This window comes from Novosphingobium oxfordense, from assembly GCF_044029435.1.
Classification (GTDB): domain Bacteria; phylum Pseudomonadota; class Alphaproteobacteria; order Sphingomonadales; family Sphingomonadaceae; genus Novosphingobium.
Genome location: NZ_CP147005.1, coordinates 1,185,821 through 1,202,607, shown reverse-complemented (window position 1 = coordinate 1,202,607; position 16,787 = coordinate 1,185,821). Strand labels below are relative to the sequence as shown.

Sequence of the window (16,787 nt, the reverse complement as noted above, 5' to 3'; positions counted from 1 at the left end):
GAAAAGAGAGACTTTGAAAACGCCCGCAACCTCGGTTGCGGGCGTTTTCGTTTGCGCTATCGCCGTCCGGTATCCTTGCGCGCGTCGGTGTAGGCCGCGACGGTCGGCGCCGGCGCATCGAGCCGAACCCATAGGGCAACGCCTATAGAGGCCATCACCAACAGCACCGCCAGCGCTTGCGATCCGCGCAGCGAAAGCGGCACGCGCAGCGGCAACAGCGCGCAAACGGCGATGGCCAGCGGCAGAACCGCGACCATCGGCAAGCTCGGCCCAACCGCCTGCAAAAGCGAATAGCCGAGCATCAACGCGTATCCCGTGACTACGCCGGCAACCAGCACACCCATCGCGCGCGCCAGGCTATCGCGATTGAAAGCGCGCAGCAGCGCCACCACGCCGCCCAGAAAAAGCGGCACCGCCAGAACATAAGCCGCGGCCGGAGCGAAAGTCTGAAACGCCACGCCCGCCAGGAACACCGGCAAGACCAGCCCCGCTTCACCCGCCACGCCATCCGGCTTCCGTCCAACCAACAGCGCGGCCACGGCAATGCTCGTGCAGAAGGCCATGATCTGCAGCCTGGGGATCGCGGCAAGGCGATCGTAGTAATTGACCGGACCGTCCGCCCCCGAAAGCAGGTTGAGCGCATAGAGCACGCCAGCGGTCACCACGATCAACCCCAGCATTCGCGTCGCGCCGCCAAGAAATGCGCGCCCGTCGAAACGGCGCAACGCCAGTGTTCCGTAGCCCACGAAACCGACCGCCAACATCGCCCAGCCCCACCACACCGCGTAGTGGACGGCGAACAGCCCGAACACGTCGAAGAACACGATATCGGGCGACTTGCCCGGCAGTTCCGGCGCCTTGGCCATCGCGCGTGCCAGGCCCAGCGTCTGCTCGCCCATCTGCTGTAACGAACCCTGATCGAGATTGGCCGGCGTCGCCATCGGAGAATGATAAAGCCCCGGCCGGCCGATGAACGCGAAGTTCCACGCCGCATAGCCATGCGGCAGCGCCACGGTCAGGTCGGTATCGTTGGGCAAGACGCTATAGATGAACGTCGCCAGCGAAGTTCCCGCCGGATGCGGCGCGGTCAACGCCCAGAGCCGCGCCACGTCCCCATTCATCGCCGAGGTCTGGAACAGGTTGGCCTTGCCCCCTCCTCCACGCGTCTCAAGGTTGATCAGCGCACCGATCCGCTTCGCCTCCGGCGCTTGGCCGAAGAACAGCTGGGCACCGTTGAGCCCCACTTCCTCACCATCGGTCAGCACCACGATCACGTCGCGGCGGCGCTCCTTGTCCAGCGAAAGCGCGCGCATCGTCTCCAGGATCGAGGCGACACCGGCGCCATCGTCAGCCGCTGCCGGGGATCCCCATACGCTGTCGTAATGCGCCATGAGTGCCACTGCCGGCAGATCGCGGTCCTTGCCCGGCAACACTGCAACGATATTGACCAGCGGGATCTGCGCCATCTGCGCGCCGCTACGATGGTTCAGCTTGTCCCGCGCATCCTCCGGGAAAAGCGCCTCCTGCGTATGCACGGCCATGCCGAATCCGCCGAATCGGTTCATCAGATAACCGCGCAGTGCTTCATGTTCCGCCGAACCGCTGGGATGCGGCGCGCGACCGATCTGGGCGATAGCCGTCATTGCCCTGCCAGCCGAAAACGCATCATCAGGGGCATTAACAGGCGCGGATCGCGGCGGTGTCGTCCCCAATACGGCAAGGACAACCGCCAGAAGCAGCGAAACGATCAAAAGCTTTGCCGACTTCACCGCTAACCCCTTCGCAGAAAGGGAGAACATCCGTCCTGCCGCCAAGGCTGTCAATTGCAGGCCGGTCCAACCAGGTGGACGGCAAAGCTTTGAAATGCAGCACGGTTCCGCCCAAAGCGCGTCATTCCGCCCGCATTTCTTCGAAAATCCCGTTCAAATGGCCCACTTCCGGCAATTGCAACCGGTGTTGTCGACAATGGTGGCATTGCGACGAACTCACGACTAAGGGGGTGCGCAAACGACTCCCCGCATCAGGACAGGCAAACCGATCCCATGCGCATTGCGATTGCTTCAGACCACGCCGCCGTCGACCTCAAGGCGACCCTGCGTGAATACCTCATCGAACTCGGCCACGAAGTCGCCGATCTCGGCCCCGAAACCGCCGACCGCGTCGACTACCCCGACTATGGCTACAAGCTGGCCTCGGTCGTAGCTGACGGCACCGCCCAGTTCGGCGTCGCCCTCTGCGGCTCTGGCATCGGCATTTCGATCGCCGTGAACCGCGACCCGGCCTGCCGCTGTGCACTCGTCTCCGAGCCACTTTCGGCCGCGCTGGCGCGTGAACACAACGACGCCAACGTCATCGCCATGGGCGCTCGCCTGACCGGCGAAGACATGGCCAAGGCCTGCCTCGATGCATTCCTTTCGACCGAGTTCGGTGGCGGACGCCACGCCGGCCGCGTCGAAAAGCTTTCCAACCCCGTCTTCTGAAACGGAGAAGCCCGAACATGACTGTAGAAACCGCCATCCGTTCCGCCGGCTTCTTTACTGACGGCGTTGCCGACAGCGACCCCGCCGTCGCCAAGGCCATCGGCCACGAGCTGAAGCGTGAGCGCAAGCAGATCGAACTGATCGCCTCGGAAAACATCGTTTCCAAGGCCGTGCTCGAAGCCCAGGGCTCAGTGCTGACCAACAAGTATGCCGAGGGTTACCCCGGCAAGCGCTACTACCAGGGTTGTGAGCCTTCGGACGAAGTCGAGACGCTGGCCATCGAACGCGCCAAGCAGCTGTTCGATTGCCAGTTCGCCAACGTGCAGCCCCACTCGGGGGCGCAGGCCAACGGCGCCGTGCTCCTCGCCACCGTGAAGCCGGGCGACACCATCATGGGCATGAGCCTCGATGCCGGCGGCCACCTTACCCACGGCGCCCGCGCCGCGCTTTCGGGCAAGTGGTTCAAGGCCGTGCAGTACGGCGTGACCAAGGACACCCACCTGATCGACTACGATGAGGTTGAGGCCCTGGCCAAGGAGCACCAGCCCAAGCTGATCATTGCCGGCGGCTCCGCCTATCCGCGCGTGATCGACTTCAAGCGCATGCGCGAAATCGCCGACAGCGTTGGCGCGCTGTTCCAGGTCGACATGGCGCACTTCGCCGGCCTCGTCGCCGCTGGCCTGCACCCCTCGCCGTTCCCGCACGCGCACATCGCCACCACCACCACGCACAAGACGCTGCGCGGCCCCCGTGGCGGCATGATCCTCACCAATGACGAGGCGCTGGCGAAGAAGATCAACTCGGCAGTGTTCCCCGGCCTGCAGGGCGGCCCGCTGATGCACGTCGTCGCCGCCAAGGCCGTTGCCTTCGGTGAAGCGCTGCGTCCCGAGTTCAAGGACTACGCCGCGCGCGTGATCGAGAACGCCAAGGTCCTCGCCGAAACGCTCAAGGAGCGTGGCGCAGCGATCGTTTCGGGCGGCACCGACACCCACCTCGCCCTGATCGACCTCTCTCCGCTGGGCGTGACCGGCAAGGACGCGGATGAGGCGCTGGAACGTGCAGGCATCACCTGCAACAAGAACGGCATCCCCTTCGATCCGCTGCCGCCGATGAAGACCAGCGGCATCCGCGTGGGTTCGCCTGCCGGCACCACCCGCGGCTTCGGTCCGGAAGAATTCCGCGAAATCGGCAACATGGTCGCCGACGTGCTCGACGGCCTTGCCAAGTGCGGCGAAGCGGGCGACGCTCAGGTGGAGCAGAACGTTCGCGCGCGCGTTGAAGCGCTGTGCGATCGATTCCCGATCTACGAGGACTGATTCAGGAGCCTTAGTGCCATGACCGACCCTGACCGCCCCAACGACACTGGTGATTTCATTTCCGACGCCCGCCATGAGCTGGCCGGAATGCTGCAGGATGGCCTTGACCATCCATCGACCAAGCCGGTGCTGATCTGGGGCGCGGCGGGGGCGGTCGCCGGTGCCGTGCTGCCGTTCGTCTCGATCCCGCTCGGCCTTGCGGTCGGTGCGGGATACCAGTTCTACAAGCGCGTGCGCCCCTGAGCACAAAGCAGACTGTTTCCAAGCATTGAAAGTAACTGACTGAATGCGCTGTCCTTTCTGCGCCCACGACGATTCTCAGGTCAAGGACAGCCGCCCGACCGAGGACAACACGGCGATCCGCCGCCGCCGCCAGTGTTCCAGCTGCGGCGCGCGGTTCACCACGTTCGAACGCGTCCAACTTCGCGAGATCACTGTCGTGAAGAGCGACGATGCGCGCGAGCCGTTCGACCGTGCGAAGATCGAGCAGTCCGTCACCCTCGCTTGCCGCAAACGCGGGATCGAGCGGGAGAAGATCGACCAGCTCGTCTCCGGCGTGCAGCGCCAGGTCGAAACGCTGGGCGAATCCGAAGTCCCGTCGCGCGAAATCGGCGAGATGGTGATGGAAGGGCTGCGCCAGCTCGATTCCGTCGCCTATATCCGCTTCGCCTCCGTCTACCGCGCCTTCAACGAAGCGCGCGATTTTGAGGCATTCGCAGGCACCGTGCGCGATGTCGCAGGTCAAGGTGCTGCAAAGGACGCTGACAATGGCTGACGTGAACAAGCCGGTCATCGTGCTGGTCCGCCCGCAGCTGGGCGAAAACATCGGCAAGGCCGCCCGCGCCATGCTCAACTTCGGTTTGGCAGAGATGCGCCTGGTCGCTCCGCGCGATGGCTGGCCCAATCCCTCGGCCGGCCCCGCCGCTGCCGGTGCGGACGTGGTGCTGGAACACGCCGAAGTCTTCGAGACGCTGGCGGAAGCCGTGGCGGACTGCGCCAACGTATATGCCACCACCGTGCGCAAGCGCGGCGTCACCAAGCCGGTCGTCACGCCCGAACAGGCCGCGCGCGAAGTCCATGAAGCGCAAGGGCGCTCTGCCTACGTGTTCGGCCCCGAGCGTTCGGGACTGGAGACTGAGGATGTCGCACTCGCCCGCGCGATCCTGACGGTGCCGATCAATCCCGAATTCGCCTCGCTCAATCTGGCGCAGGCAGTGATCCTTTGCGCCTATGAATGGTCGAAGGGCGCAACGGCGTCCGGCGAACTCGCGCAGCCCACGCAGGAGGAATTGCTCCCCCCTGCCCCGCAAGAAGAATTGGAAGGCCTCATCGGCCATTTCGAGCAATTGCTCGAACCCAAGAACTATTTCTGGCCCGAAACGCGCGCGGCGGCCAACCGGCTGACCTTGCGCAATCTTCTGACGAAGCCGGGCTGGAATCACCTCGAAGTGCGCACCCTTCGCGGTGTGCTCTCTGCCCTCGGAAACAGCCGTCGCCCGCGAGATTGATGGGGTTCCCCACCAGTCTTGCTTGACATTCCTGCCCGAGCCCGTATGGGGCACCCCTTCACATGGCGCCTGCCTTCTTGACAGGTCTGTCCATTCGGCCCCGCACCCCGGTGAAGCGGCGGCCGCATTCCGCGAAATAGGCGGAATGGTGCGCCCCGGGAAAACATGGATCGCTTCCACAGTGGAGGCGGCAAGCAGAAAAGGAGACGACTTATGTCGAAGCGCAAGAGCGCCAAGTACAAACTCGACCGTCGCATGGGCGAGAACATCTGGGGTCGCCCGAAGAGCTCGGTCAACCGCCGCAGCTACGGCCCCGGCCAGCACGGCCAGCGCCGCAAGGGCAAGCTGTCGGACTACGGTCTGCAGCTGCGCGCCAAGCAGAAGCTCAAGGGCTACTACGGCGACGTGACCGAGAAGCAGTTCAAGGCTACCTACCAGGAAGCCTCGCGCATGAAGGGCGACACCGGCCAGAACCTGATCGGCCTGCTCGAGCAGCGCCTGGACATGGTCGTGTACCGTTCCAAGTTCGCGCCGACCATCTTCGCGGCTCGCCAGATCGTTTCGCACGGCCACATCCGCGTCAACGGCGTGAAGTGCAACATCGCTTCGCGTCGCGTGAAGGTTGGTGACATCATCAGCCTCGGCAACAAGGCCAAGGAAATGGCCCTGATCGTCGAAGCGCAGGCTCTGCCCGAGCGTGACGTCCCCGACTACGTCGCTCAGGACGGCACCGACAAGGTGACCTTCGTTCGCGTTCCGACGCTGGACGAAGTGCCCTATCCGGTGAAGATGGAACCGAACCTGGTCGTCGAGTTCTACTCGCGCTAAGTTTCGGGTCTTTCGACCAGAAATAGGAAGGGCGGCTCTTCGGAGCCGCCCTTTTTTGTTTGTGAGGAATTGTTGCCCTGCGACGAAGTGCCTGAATTTGCGGCGGGATGAGCGAACTGTCAGGGAACCGACACGGATCGCAGGCATTGGACCAGCACCATGTCTCGATTCAAATTCGTCACCCCGCATCACACCGGCAAATGGTACGCCACGCTCGAAATGGCACAGCGCTTCGCCAGCCGCATCGGCGCCGGTTTCCTCGATCCCCGCTCGGGCCGTTTCGTGGCTTATCCCGAAACGACGCTGGAATGCAGCAAGGCCTGAGCTGAAACGGCGGATCCGGCCCAAAACCGGATCCGCCGCTCCAACATCCCTCTTAAAGCCCCATCGCCTGACGAAGGAAGCTGTCGCTCTGCTGCAGGACTTTGGTGCGCGCCGCACTGTCGTCCAGTGAATGCGCAAGCCCCGGGAACGTTACCAGTTCCACCTGCTTTCCGGCGTCCCGCAAACGCCGCTCCATCATCTGCGACTGGCGGACATTGACGTTCAGGTCCCACTCTCCGTGGAACATCAGCACAGGCACCTGGATCGCGGCGGCATTCTGCGCGGGCGACCCTTGCGTCACGTGCGGCCCGGAGCCGATCTGCTGGTCGACCAGACGGTAGTCAGTGCGGGTGACGTGATCCTGCCGCAGGGCGCTGAGATCGGTCACCGGCGCAATCGCCACGATTGCCTTGTAGAGCCCGGGATCAAGCACGCCCGATTGAAGCGCGGCATAACCGCCATAGGACCAGCCGACGATCGCCAGCTTGCCCTTTGCGGCCACCCCGCTCGACAGCAGCCAGCGTCCCGCATCGTCGACGTCACCCACGGCGGTTCGCCAGGACTGGAAGCCGTTCTTCTCGAACCACGCCTCGCCAAAGCCTGCCGATCCACGGAAATTCGGCTGAAGCACAGCAAAACCGCGCGCAGCGAAGAACTGCACCAGCCAGTCGAAGCCCCATTCGTCGCGCGAGGAAGGGCCGCCGTGCGGCATGACGATCGCCGGCAGGTTCTTGCCATCGCTGCCCGGCGGGAGGGTCAGGTATCCGGGGATCATCGTGCCGTCAGCCGCTGGAAACTGCACCGGCTTCATCTCGGCCAGCTTGCGTCCTGCAAGTCCGGGCCGCAGCGGCAGGACTTCTTCAAGATGCCGCGATCCCTTGTCGTAAAGGTAGTATCGGCCCGGGTCGACGTCGCTGCCGACGAACGTCACCAGCTTGCTCTCGTCCTCGCTCGAATCGATGAAATCCACCGAAGGCCCGCCGGGCAGAGCCTTGCCCAAAGCCTTCCGCAGTGAGGCGAGCTCAGAGTCGAAATACTCCACCTTGCGATAATCGCCTGCATAGGAAACGCCGACGACCCGCTGCCCCCGGCCCAGGCGAACCAGATCGTCCACTTCGATCCCGGGTTGGCTGAAGACCAGTTCGCGCGCCTTGCTGCCGTCCAGCTTCTCGCGATAGAGCGCCATAAAGCCGTCCTTGCGATCGAAACCGTAGGCGGCATCCAGCGTCGGATCGACCGCAACCGGCTGAAATCCGGTCGTCGAGCCGGAAGCGTTGAAGGTTACCTTGCTGAGCAGGTCCCAAGAGCGCGCATCTTTCGTCCGATAGAAGTAGTTGATGACGTTGGTGTCGTAGCCGCCGCTGGTGGTGGGATTGAGGCCCCTTATCCGAACCGAGCCGCGCCCGTCGGTGATGTAGTCCATCGCATCCGGAACGGGCTTCTCCACCGTCGTGCGGCGCAGCGAGCGGACGTCCACGCTTTCGACACCCAAACCTTCGAGCGAACTGGCAAGGTGGGTGCCGATTTCCCGTTCAGGCACGTACTGGCGCAGCATCAGCACTTCGCCCGGCTTTGCGCCCGTCCAGTCGATGACATCGCCGCCGTACCAAGTGAAACCCAGCGCGCGCGAGCTTTCCGCCGCAGTGACCACCTTCATGGGCCTGCCGTCCAGATAGAGCGCGATAAGCCGGGTGTAAGAGTTCAGGTCCTTGTCCGCGACCGAAACGCTGCAAACCAGTTCGCTGTCCGAAGGCCAGGAACAATGGCGGATCTTCTCCGCCGCGCTGCTGGAGATCACCAGCGTACGAAGCTTGGGGTCCTTGTCGTATTCGGCCACGGCAACGGCCGTGCCGCCGGTGCCGATCGACTGGACCATCGCGATCTTCATGCCGTTGGGAGAGAGGGTTGCGCCGTGCACGGCCTCCCGTGCGCCGAAGAGAGCGGCAACGGTCTCCACACCCTCGACCTGCGTCGGCGCGGCCGCCTGCGCCCCGGCAGCCAGGCAACCGCATACGAGCGCCGCGAGCGAAGCCGACGCAACGAACCTTTTCATGAAATCCCCCCGATCAAAACTGGCACGATAGCGCCGCCTCAATCGGAGGAGAAAGTTAAATTACCGACATCTCAGCCGAAATAATCGCGCCGGAAATCCGCCGCGAAGGCCGCGAAACGGCTTTCGGCGATGGCATCGCGCATGCCCTGCATCAGTTGCTGATAGAACGAAATGTTGTGCTCGGTCATCAGCATCGATCCCAGGATCTCTCCTGCCTTCACGAGGTGGTGCAGGTAGGCGCGGCTGTACGTGGCGCAAGTGGGGCACTTGCAGCGATCGTCCAGCGGGTTGGAATCTTCCGCATGCTTGGCATTGCGCAAGTTGAGGGGGCCATTCCAGGTGAAGGCCTGCCCGTTGCGGCCAGAACGGCTGGGCAGCACGCAGTCGAACATGTCCACGCCGCGCTCCACTGCGCCAACCAGGTCGTCCGGCTTGCCCACGCCCATCAGGTAGCGTGGACGGTCCGCCGGAAGCTGCTGGGGCGCGAATTCCAGCGTGGCGAACATCGCCTCCTGCCCCTCACCCACGGCAAGGCCGCCGATGGCATAGCCGTCGAAGCCGATGTCCATCAGCGCGTCGGCCGATGCCTTGCGTAGCCCTTCGTCCAGCGCGCCCTGCTGGATACCGAACAGCGCCGAATTGGCCGCATGCTCGCCGCCGCTGTCGAAACCGTCGCGGCTGCGCTTCGCCCAGCGCATCGACATTTCCATCGAGCGCGCGATCACGTCGCGCGGCTGGTCGATCTTCGGGCATTCGTCAAAGCACATGACGATATCCGAGCCGAGCAGGCGCTGGATTTCCATCGAACGCTCAGGCGTCAGCAAATGGCGCGAACCGTCGAGGTGGCTGGCGAACGTCACGCCATTCTCGGTGATCTTGCGGAGGTCCGACAGGCTCATCACCTGATAGCCGCCACTGTCCGTCAGGATCGGTCGATCCCAGTTCATGAACTTGTGCAGCCCGCCCAGCCGGGCGACGCGTTCCGCACCAGGGCGCAGCATCAGGTGATAGGTGTTGCCCAGGATGATGTCCGCGCCGGTGGCGCGCACGTCCTGCGGCTTCATCGCCTTCACGGTGGCGGCAGTGCCGACCGGCATGAAGGCGGGCGTGCGGATTTCGCCGCGACGCATCTTGATGACGCCGGTGCGGGCCTTGCCGTCGGTGGCGTGGATGGAGAATTCGAAACGGGGGTTCATGCCCCGCCCGTTATCCAATTCAGAAGCCGTAGACCAGCGAGAAGCGCGAGATCGTGTCCGTCTTCAGCGTTCCATCCGGTGGCGAGGTCTCATGTTCGAACGAATAGGACAGTTTGGCCTTCAGGTGCTTCGACATTCCGGCCTCGATCCCGGTATTCGTCGTGAAGGTGCTGTTGCCCGTCTCGATGTAGGACGAAGCCGTCTGTGTAAACTTCACCGCATTGTCGACGTTCCAGGCGAAATCGAGCGAAGCCAGTGTCGACCACGTGGTTTCGGCCGGATCGGTAACGTAGAGCGTGCGGCGCACGGCCGGCCCCAATTCCATCGAAAGGGTCAGGTCCTTGCGCTTGATCACGCGGTAACCAAGCCCGGTCGAAAGCGAATAACGGTCGTAATACCCCTGGATCTTGTTGCTTTCCCACTGGGTGCGGCCGAAAGTGAACAGGCCGTCGTTCAGCGTGTAGCGCGCCTGATAGCTGGCAAGATACTGCTCACGCGTTACCGTGCCCCGGTCCTTCTGGTAATCGGCGGTGGCCTGGATCGTGTGCTGCCAGTTGATACCCTTGCGATCGAGATTCAGCGCACCGCTGTAGCCGAAATTGCTGGTGTTGCCGGTCGCCCGGAACGCGCCCAGTTCCACTTTGCCAGTCCAGAGTTCCAGAATGTCCGAATTGCGGATGCGCTGGGTTTCCGCATTGGCCTTGGCGGCGAGCTGGCGCGCAGCCTCGTCATTGAAGGCCTTCTGCATCGCCCGGATCTCGTCCTTGTCGTAAGGCTGCGTGTCGATCGCAACTTTCACGACGGCGGCGACGGTTGCCGAATCACCGGTGCGGATCGCCGATTCGAGCATGGCGCGCACGTTCTCCGGCAGCCGCGGCGGACCAGCCGGAACGAAAGGGATGGGCCAGGGATAGGCCGGCAGTTCCACCGACCAGATCGGCACGACGAAGGGCACCACTTCGGGCGCGGGAGGAAGGTGAATGGGGGTCTGCGCCTGCGCCGGAACGGCAGCGAACAGCAACGGCAGACCCATCAAACGCATCGACATAGTAATCAAGTATCCACTCTGGTCCCTGCCCCCTCAGGCCGTCCCCCCTTCAGTCACCCAATTCGGGCAGTTGTTCGTCAGGCGCGCAGACGCCACCCGGTCCGGAAAATCCAGGCTATCAGGACCACACAGGCCGCCAGAAACGCCAGCGTCATTGCCAGCGAAATGCCGATCGGAAAATCGGACTTGCCGTAGAAGCACCAGCGCAACCCGTTCACCAGATAGACCACCGGATTGACCATCGCCACCGAGCGCCAGGGCTCTGGCAGCATGTCGATCGAATAGAAAGTGCCGCCCAGAAAGGTCAGCGGCACCACGAACAGCACCGGCACGATCCCCAGCTTTTCGAAACTGTCCGCCCAGATGCCCAGAATGAAGCCGAAGAGCGAGAATGTGGCCGAAACCAGCAGGATGAAACCCAGCGTGTAGAACGGGTGGACGATGGTGTAGTCCACGAAGAACGTTGCCGTGGTCAGGATGATCGCGGCGAGGATAAGCGACTTTGTCGCCGCCGCGCCAACGAAGCCGATAAGCGTTTCGGCAACGCCGACCGGCGCCGAGAGCAGTTCGTAGATCGCACCGGTGAAGCGCGGCATATAGATGCCGAAGCTGCCGTTCGAAACGCTCTCGCCCAACAGGGTCAGCAACAGCAGGCCGGGCACGATGAAGGCACCGTAGTTGACCTCCGCCATGCCCGATTGCATCCGGCCACCGATCGCCGCGCCAAAGACGACGAAATAGAGCACCGTGGTCAGAACCGGCCCAAGGATGGACTGCATGGCCGTGCGCATCGCACGCATGACCTCACGCTTGTAGATGGTCCAGGTGCTGCGCGCGTTGAAGGCGATCATGCCGCCGCTCCTTCCAGAAGATCGACGAAGATGTCTTCAAGGCTCGATTCGCGGATGTCGATCGCGGTGTAGTCGATGCCCGCCGCGACAAGGCGCTTGGTAAGTTGCGCCACTTCCGCCTTGCCCTGCCCCGATCCGTCACCGCCGCGATAGACAAGTTCCAGACCGTCATCGGCCAGGCTGACGTTCAGTCCCTCCAGAACATCGGGCACGGCGGTCAGCGGCGCGGCCAGCGCGATATGCGCTTCCGTCCGGCCCAGCCGCTTCATCAGCGAGCGCGTTTCCTCCACCATGCGGATACGGCCGTCCTGAATGATGCCCACACGGTCGGCCATTTCCTCGGCCTCCTCGATATAGTGGGTGGTGAGGATGATCGTCGTGCCCCGATCGCGAAGCTGGGCGATCTGCGCCCACATGTCGCGCCGCAGCTCCACGTCGACGCCGGCGGTGGGCTCGTCCAGGAACAGCAGTTCGGGCTCATGCGCCAGTGCCTTGGCGATCAGCACGCGGCGCTTCATCCCGCCTGAGAGCGCACGGATCTGGTCGTTGCGCTTGTCCCACAGGCTGAGCGCGCGCAGGATTTCCTCGATCCGTGCGGGATCGGGCGCCAGGCCGAACAGGCCGCGCGAATAATTGACCGAATGAATCACGGTTTCGAACATGTCGGTCGCCAGTTCCTGCGGAACCAGGCCGATGCGGGCGCGCAAGCGGCGCCAATGGCGCGCCATGTCTTCGCCGAAGGCATCGATCGTACCGCTACTGGGACGAACGAGCCCGCATACCGCGCCGATCAGCGTCGTCTTGCCCGCGCCGTTCGGCCCAAGCAGCGCGAAAATCTCGCCCTTGTTGATCGAAAGGTCTACACCGTGCAGCGCCGTGAAGCCGGTATCGTAGGTCTTTGTGAGACCTTTGATTTCGAGGATAACTTGCATGAGCGCGTGATGCGCGAAACCGATGACGGTTCCAAGTCCTTTCAGGGCAAAAGAATGCTCGAATCCCCGTAGGAGTAGAAGCGGTAGCCGTCCTCGATCGCGTGGGCATAGACCGACTGCATGCGTTCCAGCCCCATCAGCGCGGAAACCAGCATGAACAACGTGGATTTGGGCAGGTGGAAATTGGTCATCAGCCCGTCGATCGCCTTGAAGCGATAGCCGGGGGTGATGAAGATCGCGGTGTCGCCCTCGAACGGGCGGATCACGCCATCCTCGCCCGTGGCGCTTTCCAGCAGGCGCAGGCTGGTGGTGCCCACGGCGATGACGCGATGGCCGGCCGCGCGGGCCGCGTTCAGGCGATCCGCAGTCGCCTGATCGATGCTGCCCCATTCGGCGTGCATTTTGTGATCCTGCGTATCGTCCGCCTTCACCGGCAGGAACGTGCCCGCGCCCACATGCAGGGTCAGCGTCTCCCGCTCGATCCCGGCGGCTTCCAGCCGCTCCATCAATTCCGGCGTGAAATGAAGCGATGCGGTGGGCGCGGCCACGGCACCATCCTTTTCGGCGAACATCGTCTGGTAGTCGCTGCGGTCTGCCTCGTCGGTTTCACGCTTGCCGGCGATATAGGGCGGCAGCGGCATGCGCCCTGCCCGTTCCAGCAGCACTTCGACCGGCTCGTCGCCCTCGAACAGCAGGATCCAGCTGCCGTCGTCCAACCGCTGCTCGGCAATCGCGGTAACGTCGGCGGGAAATTCCACCCGGTCGCCCGACTTCAGGCGCTTGGCATTGCGGACGAAAGCCTGCCAACGGCGCAAGTCCACGCGCTTGTGGAGTGTCGCGCCGATCTTCGCCTCTCCCCGCCGCCCTTCGAGCTGGGCGGGAATGACGCGGGTATCGTTGAATACCAGGATGTCGCCGGCGCGCAGGATGCCGGGCAGATCATGGACGTGGCGATCGACCAATGGGCCCTCGCCGGCCCCTTCCACCACCAGCATCCGCGCGGAATCGCGCGGGCGGGCGGGCCTCAGGGCAATGTTCTCGGTCGGTAGATCGAAGTCGAAAAGGTCAACGCGCATGGCGCGCGTCTAGGCGCGCGCCATCGTTACGTCATCCCCTTTCGGAGAAAATCAGTTCGACTTCGACTTGCTCAGCTGATCGGCGGTGATCGTGGTGGCGGCCGGAGCGGCAGGCGCGGCCGGCGGCGGCGCCTTGTTGTCCGAAGCCATCGAAGCCTGCACGATCTTGGTCGGGTTCGCCGGCGGCTCGCCGCGCTGGATCGCGTCCACGTACTGCATGCCCGAAATCACGCGGCCAAACACGGTGTACTTATGATCGAGCGAGAAGCGCGGATAGAACACGATGAAGAACTGGCTGTTCGCGCTGTTCGGCTCGTTGGTGCGCGCCATTGCCACCATGCCGCGCACGTTCGGGATCGAGTTGAACTCGGCCTGAAGGTCGGGCAGCTTCGATCCGCCCTGACCGGTGCCCGTCGGGTCACCGGTCTGCGCCATGAAGCCTTCGATCACGCGGTGGAAGATGATGCCGTTGTAGAAGCCCTGCTCGGTAAGCGTCTTGATCCGCTCTACGTGGTGCGGCGCCCACTGCGGCATCAGGCGAATGGCGACGCGGCCACCGTCCGACAGGTCCAGCAGCAGCACGTTTTCCGGCTCGTGCGTGATGTCGGTATCGACGAGGACGGAAAGAACCGGTGCAGGTGCTGGGGCAGCCGTAGGGGCCGCCTCCGGAACGGGTGCTTCCTTCTTCTTCTTCGCCAGAGCGGGCGTCGCTGCCAGCGCAAGGCCGATCATGGTCGTGGCAATAGTCAGGCGAAACGTCATCGATTACTCACTGAAGGAAGCCGTGCAGGCTCGCGGCGATAGAGCGCGCGGCCTGACGTGACAATGAATGAATTTGTCGCAAGCGTTCTCAGTAGTCGCCCTGGAGGCCTTGCGCAGCGATGCGGGCGACAACATCCTCACGCACGGCCGGGCTGACGAACCGCGAGATATCGCCCCCGAACGTGGCGATTTCCTTCACCAGCTTGGAAGCGATCGGCTGAAGGCTGACATCGGCCATGAGGAAGACCGTCTCGATGTTCGGGTTCAGCTGCTGGTTCATCCCGGCCATCTGATACTCGTATTCGAAATCGGCAACCGCGCGCAGGCCTCGCACTATAACGGTCGCGCCCTGCTTCTGCGCGAACTTCATCAGCAGCGCGTTGAAACCGACCACAGTCACGTTGTCGATCCCCATGGCCGCCGCTTCGCGTTCCACCATGGCCATGCGCTCTTCAGGCGTGAAAAGCGGATTCTTGGAAGGGTTGGTCGTTACCCCGATGATCAGCCGATCAACCAGCTTGGAACCGCGCCGGATGATATCGGCGTGGCCCAGCGTGATCGGATCGAAAGTGCCGGGATAGACCCCGATGCGCTCCCCCAAACTCATCAATGATCCCTCTCGATGATGTAGCGCGCCACCGCGCGCAGCAGATCGGCTTCCTTGCCGTGCTGCGCCAGATGGCCGATTGCTTGCTCGACCAGCATGCGGGCCTGTTCCCGCGCCCGGTCCGGGCCGAGCAGCGAAACGAAGGTCTCCTTGCCCGCCGCCGCGTCCTTGCCCACGGCCTTGCCGGCGACTTCCGCATTGCCTTCATGATCGATGAGATCGTCGGCAATCTGGAACGCCAGGCCGATGTCGCGGGCATAGCCGCGCAGATGCGTGCGGCCCTCCGGCGGAATGCGCCCCAGGATCGCCCCCATTTCGACGGAGGCGGCAAGCAGAGCGCCGGTCTTCATCTGCTGAAGGCGGGTTACCGTCTGCAGGTCGAACTCGCTGGTTTCGGCAACGAGGTCCATCATCTGCCCGCCGGCCATGCCATGGGCACCGCTGGCATGGGCCAGCGCCTGCACCAGTTCGATCCGGGTGAAGGGATCGGCCGTGGTTGCCGGATCGCTCAACACCTCGAATGCGAAGGACAGCAGCGAATCGCCGGCCAGAACGGCCGTAGCCTCATCGAAAGCGAGATGAACGGTCGGCTTGCCATGGCGTACGGCATCGTCGTCCATGCACGGCAGATCGTCGTGGATCAGCGAATAGACATGGATCGATTCGATGGCGATCGCCGCACGAACGGCAGCCTCGCGCACCACGCCATACATTTCGGCAACCGAGGTCAGCAGCAGCGGACGCAGGCGCTTGCCGCCCCCGATCGCCGCATAGCGCATCGCTTCGAACAAGCGCCCGCGCTGATCGTCCGGAACGGGCAAAAGGGCATCGAACGCACGATCGATCTCGTCCGCAATCGTGGCGAGCCCTTCGGCGAGGAGCTGATCGCTCACCCCGACCTCCGGCACGATATCAGTGTTCCGCCGCGTCGAACGGCTGCGTGGCGGTCGGCGCGCCATCGGGGCCGGCCACGATTCGCTCGATCCGGGCCTGTGCGGCATCGAGCCGCTTCTGGCAGTGCTGGCGCAAACGCTCACCCTTTTCGTAGAGCGTAATCGAATCCTCCAGCGGCACATCACCGCTTTCGAGGCGCCGCACGATGCCTTCAAGCTCGCGCAGCGCGTCTTCGAAGCTCAGACTTTCGATGGTTTCTGTATCCTCGACCATGGCCCAGCAATGGCCTTGCCGCATCGGCCGGTCAAGGGAGCAATCCGCGCTTTCCCGGTTTCCACGTCCGCAGTTGCCGGAACAACCGTCCCTTCACCGGGAAATCGCGGATTTTCCTCGTCATTCCTGGTAAATATAGTCTTTGAAAGTGGACATCGTATCGGTCCAGAATTCCAGCGTATCCAGGAACAGCGCCTGGCTCATCCCGCCCTCGTCCAGATTGAGATCGTACTGGATCACGCAGTCCTTATCATCGTCCACCAGCGGCGTGACGAAGCGATACTTCTGCGCGAACGTGTTCATGGTTTCCAGGCTGCAATGCGTCGCCTCGGTCCACCCGGCGTAGAACTGGACGCTGGAGCAATCGGCACCGTCGGTGCAACCATAGAACGTGATGGAGAAGTTCGAGCCTGAAGACGCGCTCTTGATCAGGGGGTCGCCGGTCGAATCCTTCGACAGTTGCGCCCGGTATCCAGCGTCCTGCAATGCCTTGACGATGCTGTCCGGCGACTTCGCGGTCACCATCGGCGTTTCGGCCTTCGCGTCCTCTGCGACTGGGGCGGCCTGTGCGGAACCTGCCGCCGCCAGTCCGAACGCCATGACGAGAGTTGCAGTGATTTTTCGCATAAATCCCCTGAT

Annotated in this window: 19 protein-coding genes; 7 read left to right on the top strand and 12 right to left on the bottom strand. The window is 63.4% G+C overall.

The features are described from left to right. Positions 1-56: 56 nt before the first annotated feature. Complete coding sequence (locus WBP07_RS05565; RefSeq protein WP_395394766.1) at positions 57-1,643, bottom strand: M28 family peptidase; 1,587 nt, start codon at positions 1,641-1,643, stop codon at positions 57-59. Between the two features lie 399 nt (positions 1,644-2,042). Between WBP07_RS05565 and rpiB the strand changes: the two genes are divergently transcribed. From rpiB to WBP07_RS05530, 7 genes are all read left to right on the top strand, one after another. Next, on the top strand, positions 2,043-2,480 hold the full coding sequence (gene rpiB, locus WBP07_RS05560; RefSeq protein WP_395394764.1) for a ribose 5-phosphate isomerase B: 438 nt from the start codon (positions 2,043-2,045) through the stop codon (positions 2,478-2,480). 17 nt (positions 2,481-2,497) lie between these two features. Next, positions 2,498-3,796, top strand: coding sequence for a serine hydroxymethyltransferase (gene glyA, locus WBP07_RS05555; protein WP_395394763.1), 1,299 nt, complete (start codon positions 2,498-2,500; stop codon positions 3,794-3,796). An 18-nt stretch (positions 3,797-3,814) separates the two neighbouring features. Continuing rightward, complete coding sequence (locus WBP07_RS05550) at positions 3,815-4,039, top strand: hypothetical protein (protein ID WP_395394762.1); 225 nt, start codon at positions 3,815-3,817, stop codon at positions 4,037-4,039. A gap of 43 nt (positions 4,040-4,082) precedes the next feature. Continuing rightward, positions 4,083-4,571: a transcriptional regulator NrdR gene (nrdR, locus tag WBP07_RS05545; protein ID WP_395394761.1), complete on the top strand. Its 489-nt coding sequence runs from the start codon at positions 4,083-4,085 to the stop codon at positions 4,569-4,571. Beyond that, the gene (locus WBP07_RS05540) at positions 4,564-5,304 is read left to right on the top strand and encodes an RNA methyltransferase (protein ID WP_395395729.1); all 741 of its coding nucleotides are present in this window, start codon (positions 4,564-4,566) and stop codon (positions 5,302-5,304) included. Before nrdR ends, WBP07_RS05540 begins: the two co-directional genes overlap by 8 nt. Before the next feature lie 213 nt (positions 5,305-5,517). Continuing rightward, on the top strand, positions 5,518-6,132 hold the full coding sequence (gene rpsD / locus WBP07_RS05535; RefSeq protein ID WP_395333458.1) for a 30S ribosomal protein S4: 615 nt from the start codon (positions 5,518-5,520) through the stop codon (positions 6,130-6,132). A gap of 159 nt (positions 6,133-6,291) precedes the next feature. Continuing rightward, complete coding sequence (locus WBP07_RS05530; protein ID WP_395394760.1) at positions 6,292-6,456, top strand: hypothetical protein; 165 nt, start codon at positions 6,292-6,294, stop codon at positions 6,454-6,456. Positions 6,457-6,508: 52 nt separating this feature from the next. Here WBP07_RS05530 and WBP07_RS05525 read toward each other — a convergent pair whose 3' ends face one another. From WBP07_RS05525 to WBP07_RS05475, 11 genes are all read right to left on the bottom strand, one after another. Next, positions 6,509-8,509, bottom strand: coding sequence for an alpha/beta hydrolase family protein (locus tag WBP07_RS05525; protein ID WP_395394759.1), 2,001 nt, complete (start codon positions 8,507-8,509; stop codon positions 6,509-6,511). A gap of 71 nt (positions 8,510-8,580) precedes the next feature. Then, the gene (gene tgt, locus WBP07_RS05520; protein ID WP_395394758.1) at positions 8,581-9,705 is read right to left on the bottom strand and encodes a tRNA guanosine(34) transglycosylase Tgt; all 1,125 of its coding nucleotides are present in this window, start codon (positions 9,703-9,705) and stop codon (positions 8,581-8,583) included. Between the two features lie 19 nt (positions 9,706-9,724). Beyond that, positions 9,725-10,753 (bottom strand): YdiY family protein, encoded by a 1,029-nt coding sequence (locus WBP07_RS05515; RefSeq protein WP_395394757.1) that lies wholly within the window; start codon positions 10,751-10,753, stop codon positions 9,725-9,727. A 77-nt stretch (positions 10,754-10,830) separates the two neighbouring features. After that, the gene (locus tag WBP07_RS05510; protein ID WP_395394755.1) at positions 10,831-11,604 is read right to left on the bottom strand and encodes an ABC transporter permease; all 774 of its coding nucleotides are present in this window, start codon (positions 11,602-11,604) and stop codon (positions 10,831-10,833) included. Beyond that, positions 11,601-12,536, bottom strand: coding sequence for an ABC transporter ATP-binding protein (locus tag WBP07_RS05505; protein WP_395394753.1), 936 nt, complete (start codon positions 12,534-12,536; stop codon positions 11,601-11,603). The genes WBP07_RS05510 and WBP07_RS05505 overlap by 4 nt, the downstream gene beginning before the upstream one ends. 41 nt (positions 12,537-12,577) lie before the next feature. After that, the gene (gene queA, locus WBP07_RS05500) at positions 12,578-13,612 is read right to left on the bottom strand and encodes a tRNA preQ1(34) S-adenosylmethionine ribosyltransferase-isomerase QueA (protein WP_395394752.1); all 1,035 of its coding nucleotides are present in this window, start codon (positions 13,610-13,612) and stop codon (positions 12,578-12,580) included. Positions 13,613-13,663: 51 nt separating this feature from the next. Then, positions 13,664-14,374 (bottom strand): peptidylprolyl isomerase, encoded by a 711-nt coding sequence (locus tag WBP07_RS05495; RefSeq protein WP_395394751.1) that lies wholly within the window; start codon positions 14,372-14,374, stop codon positions 13,664-13,666. An 88-nt stretch (positions 14,375-14,462) separates the two neighbouring features. Then, complete coding sequence (coaD, locus tag WBP07_RS05490; RefSeq protein ID WP_395394750.1) at positions 14,463-14,981, bottom strand: pantetheine-phosphate adenylyltransferase; 519 nt, start codon at positions 14,979-14,981, stop codon at positions 14,463-14,465. Beyond that, positions 14,981-15,889: a polyprenyl synthetase family protein gene (locus tag WBP07_RS05485; protein WP_395394749.1), complete on the bottom strand. Its 909-nt coding sequence runs from the start codon at positions 15,887-15,889 to the stop codon at positions 14,981-14,983. Before WBP07_RS05485 ends, coaD begins: the two co-directional genes overlap by 1 nt. 4 nt (positions 15,890-15,893) lie before the next feature. Next, positions 15,894-16,148 (bottom strand): exodeoxyribonuclease VII small subunit, encoded by a 255-nt coding sequence (locus WBP07_RS05480; protein ID WP_395394748.1) that lies wholly within the window; start codon positions 16,146-16,148, stop codon positions 15,894-15,896. A gap of 120 nt (positions 16,149-16,268) precedes the next feature. Continuing rightward, on the bottom strand, positions 16,269-16,775 hold the full coding sequence (locus WBP07_RS05475) for a YbjN domain-containing protein (protein WP_395394747.1): 507 nt from the start codon (positions 16,773-16,775) through the stop codon (positions 16,269-16,271). Positions 16,776-16,787 lie beyond the last annotated feature (12 nt).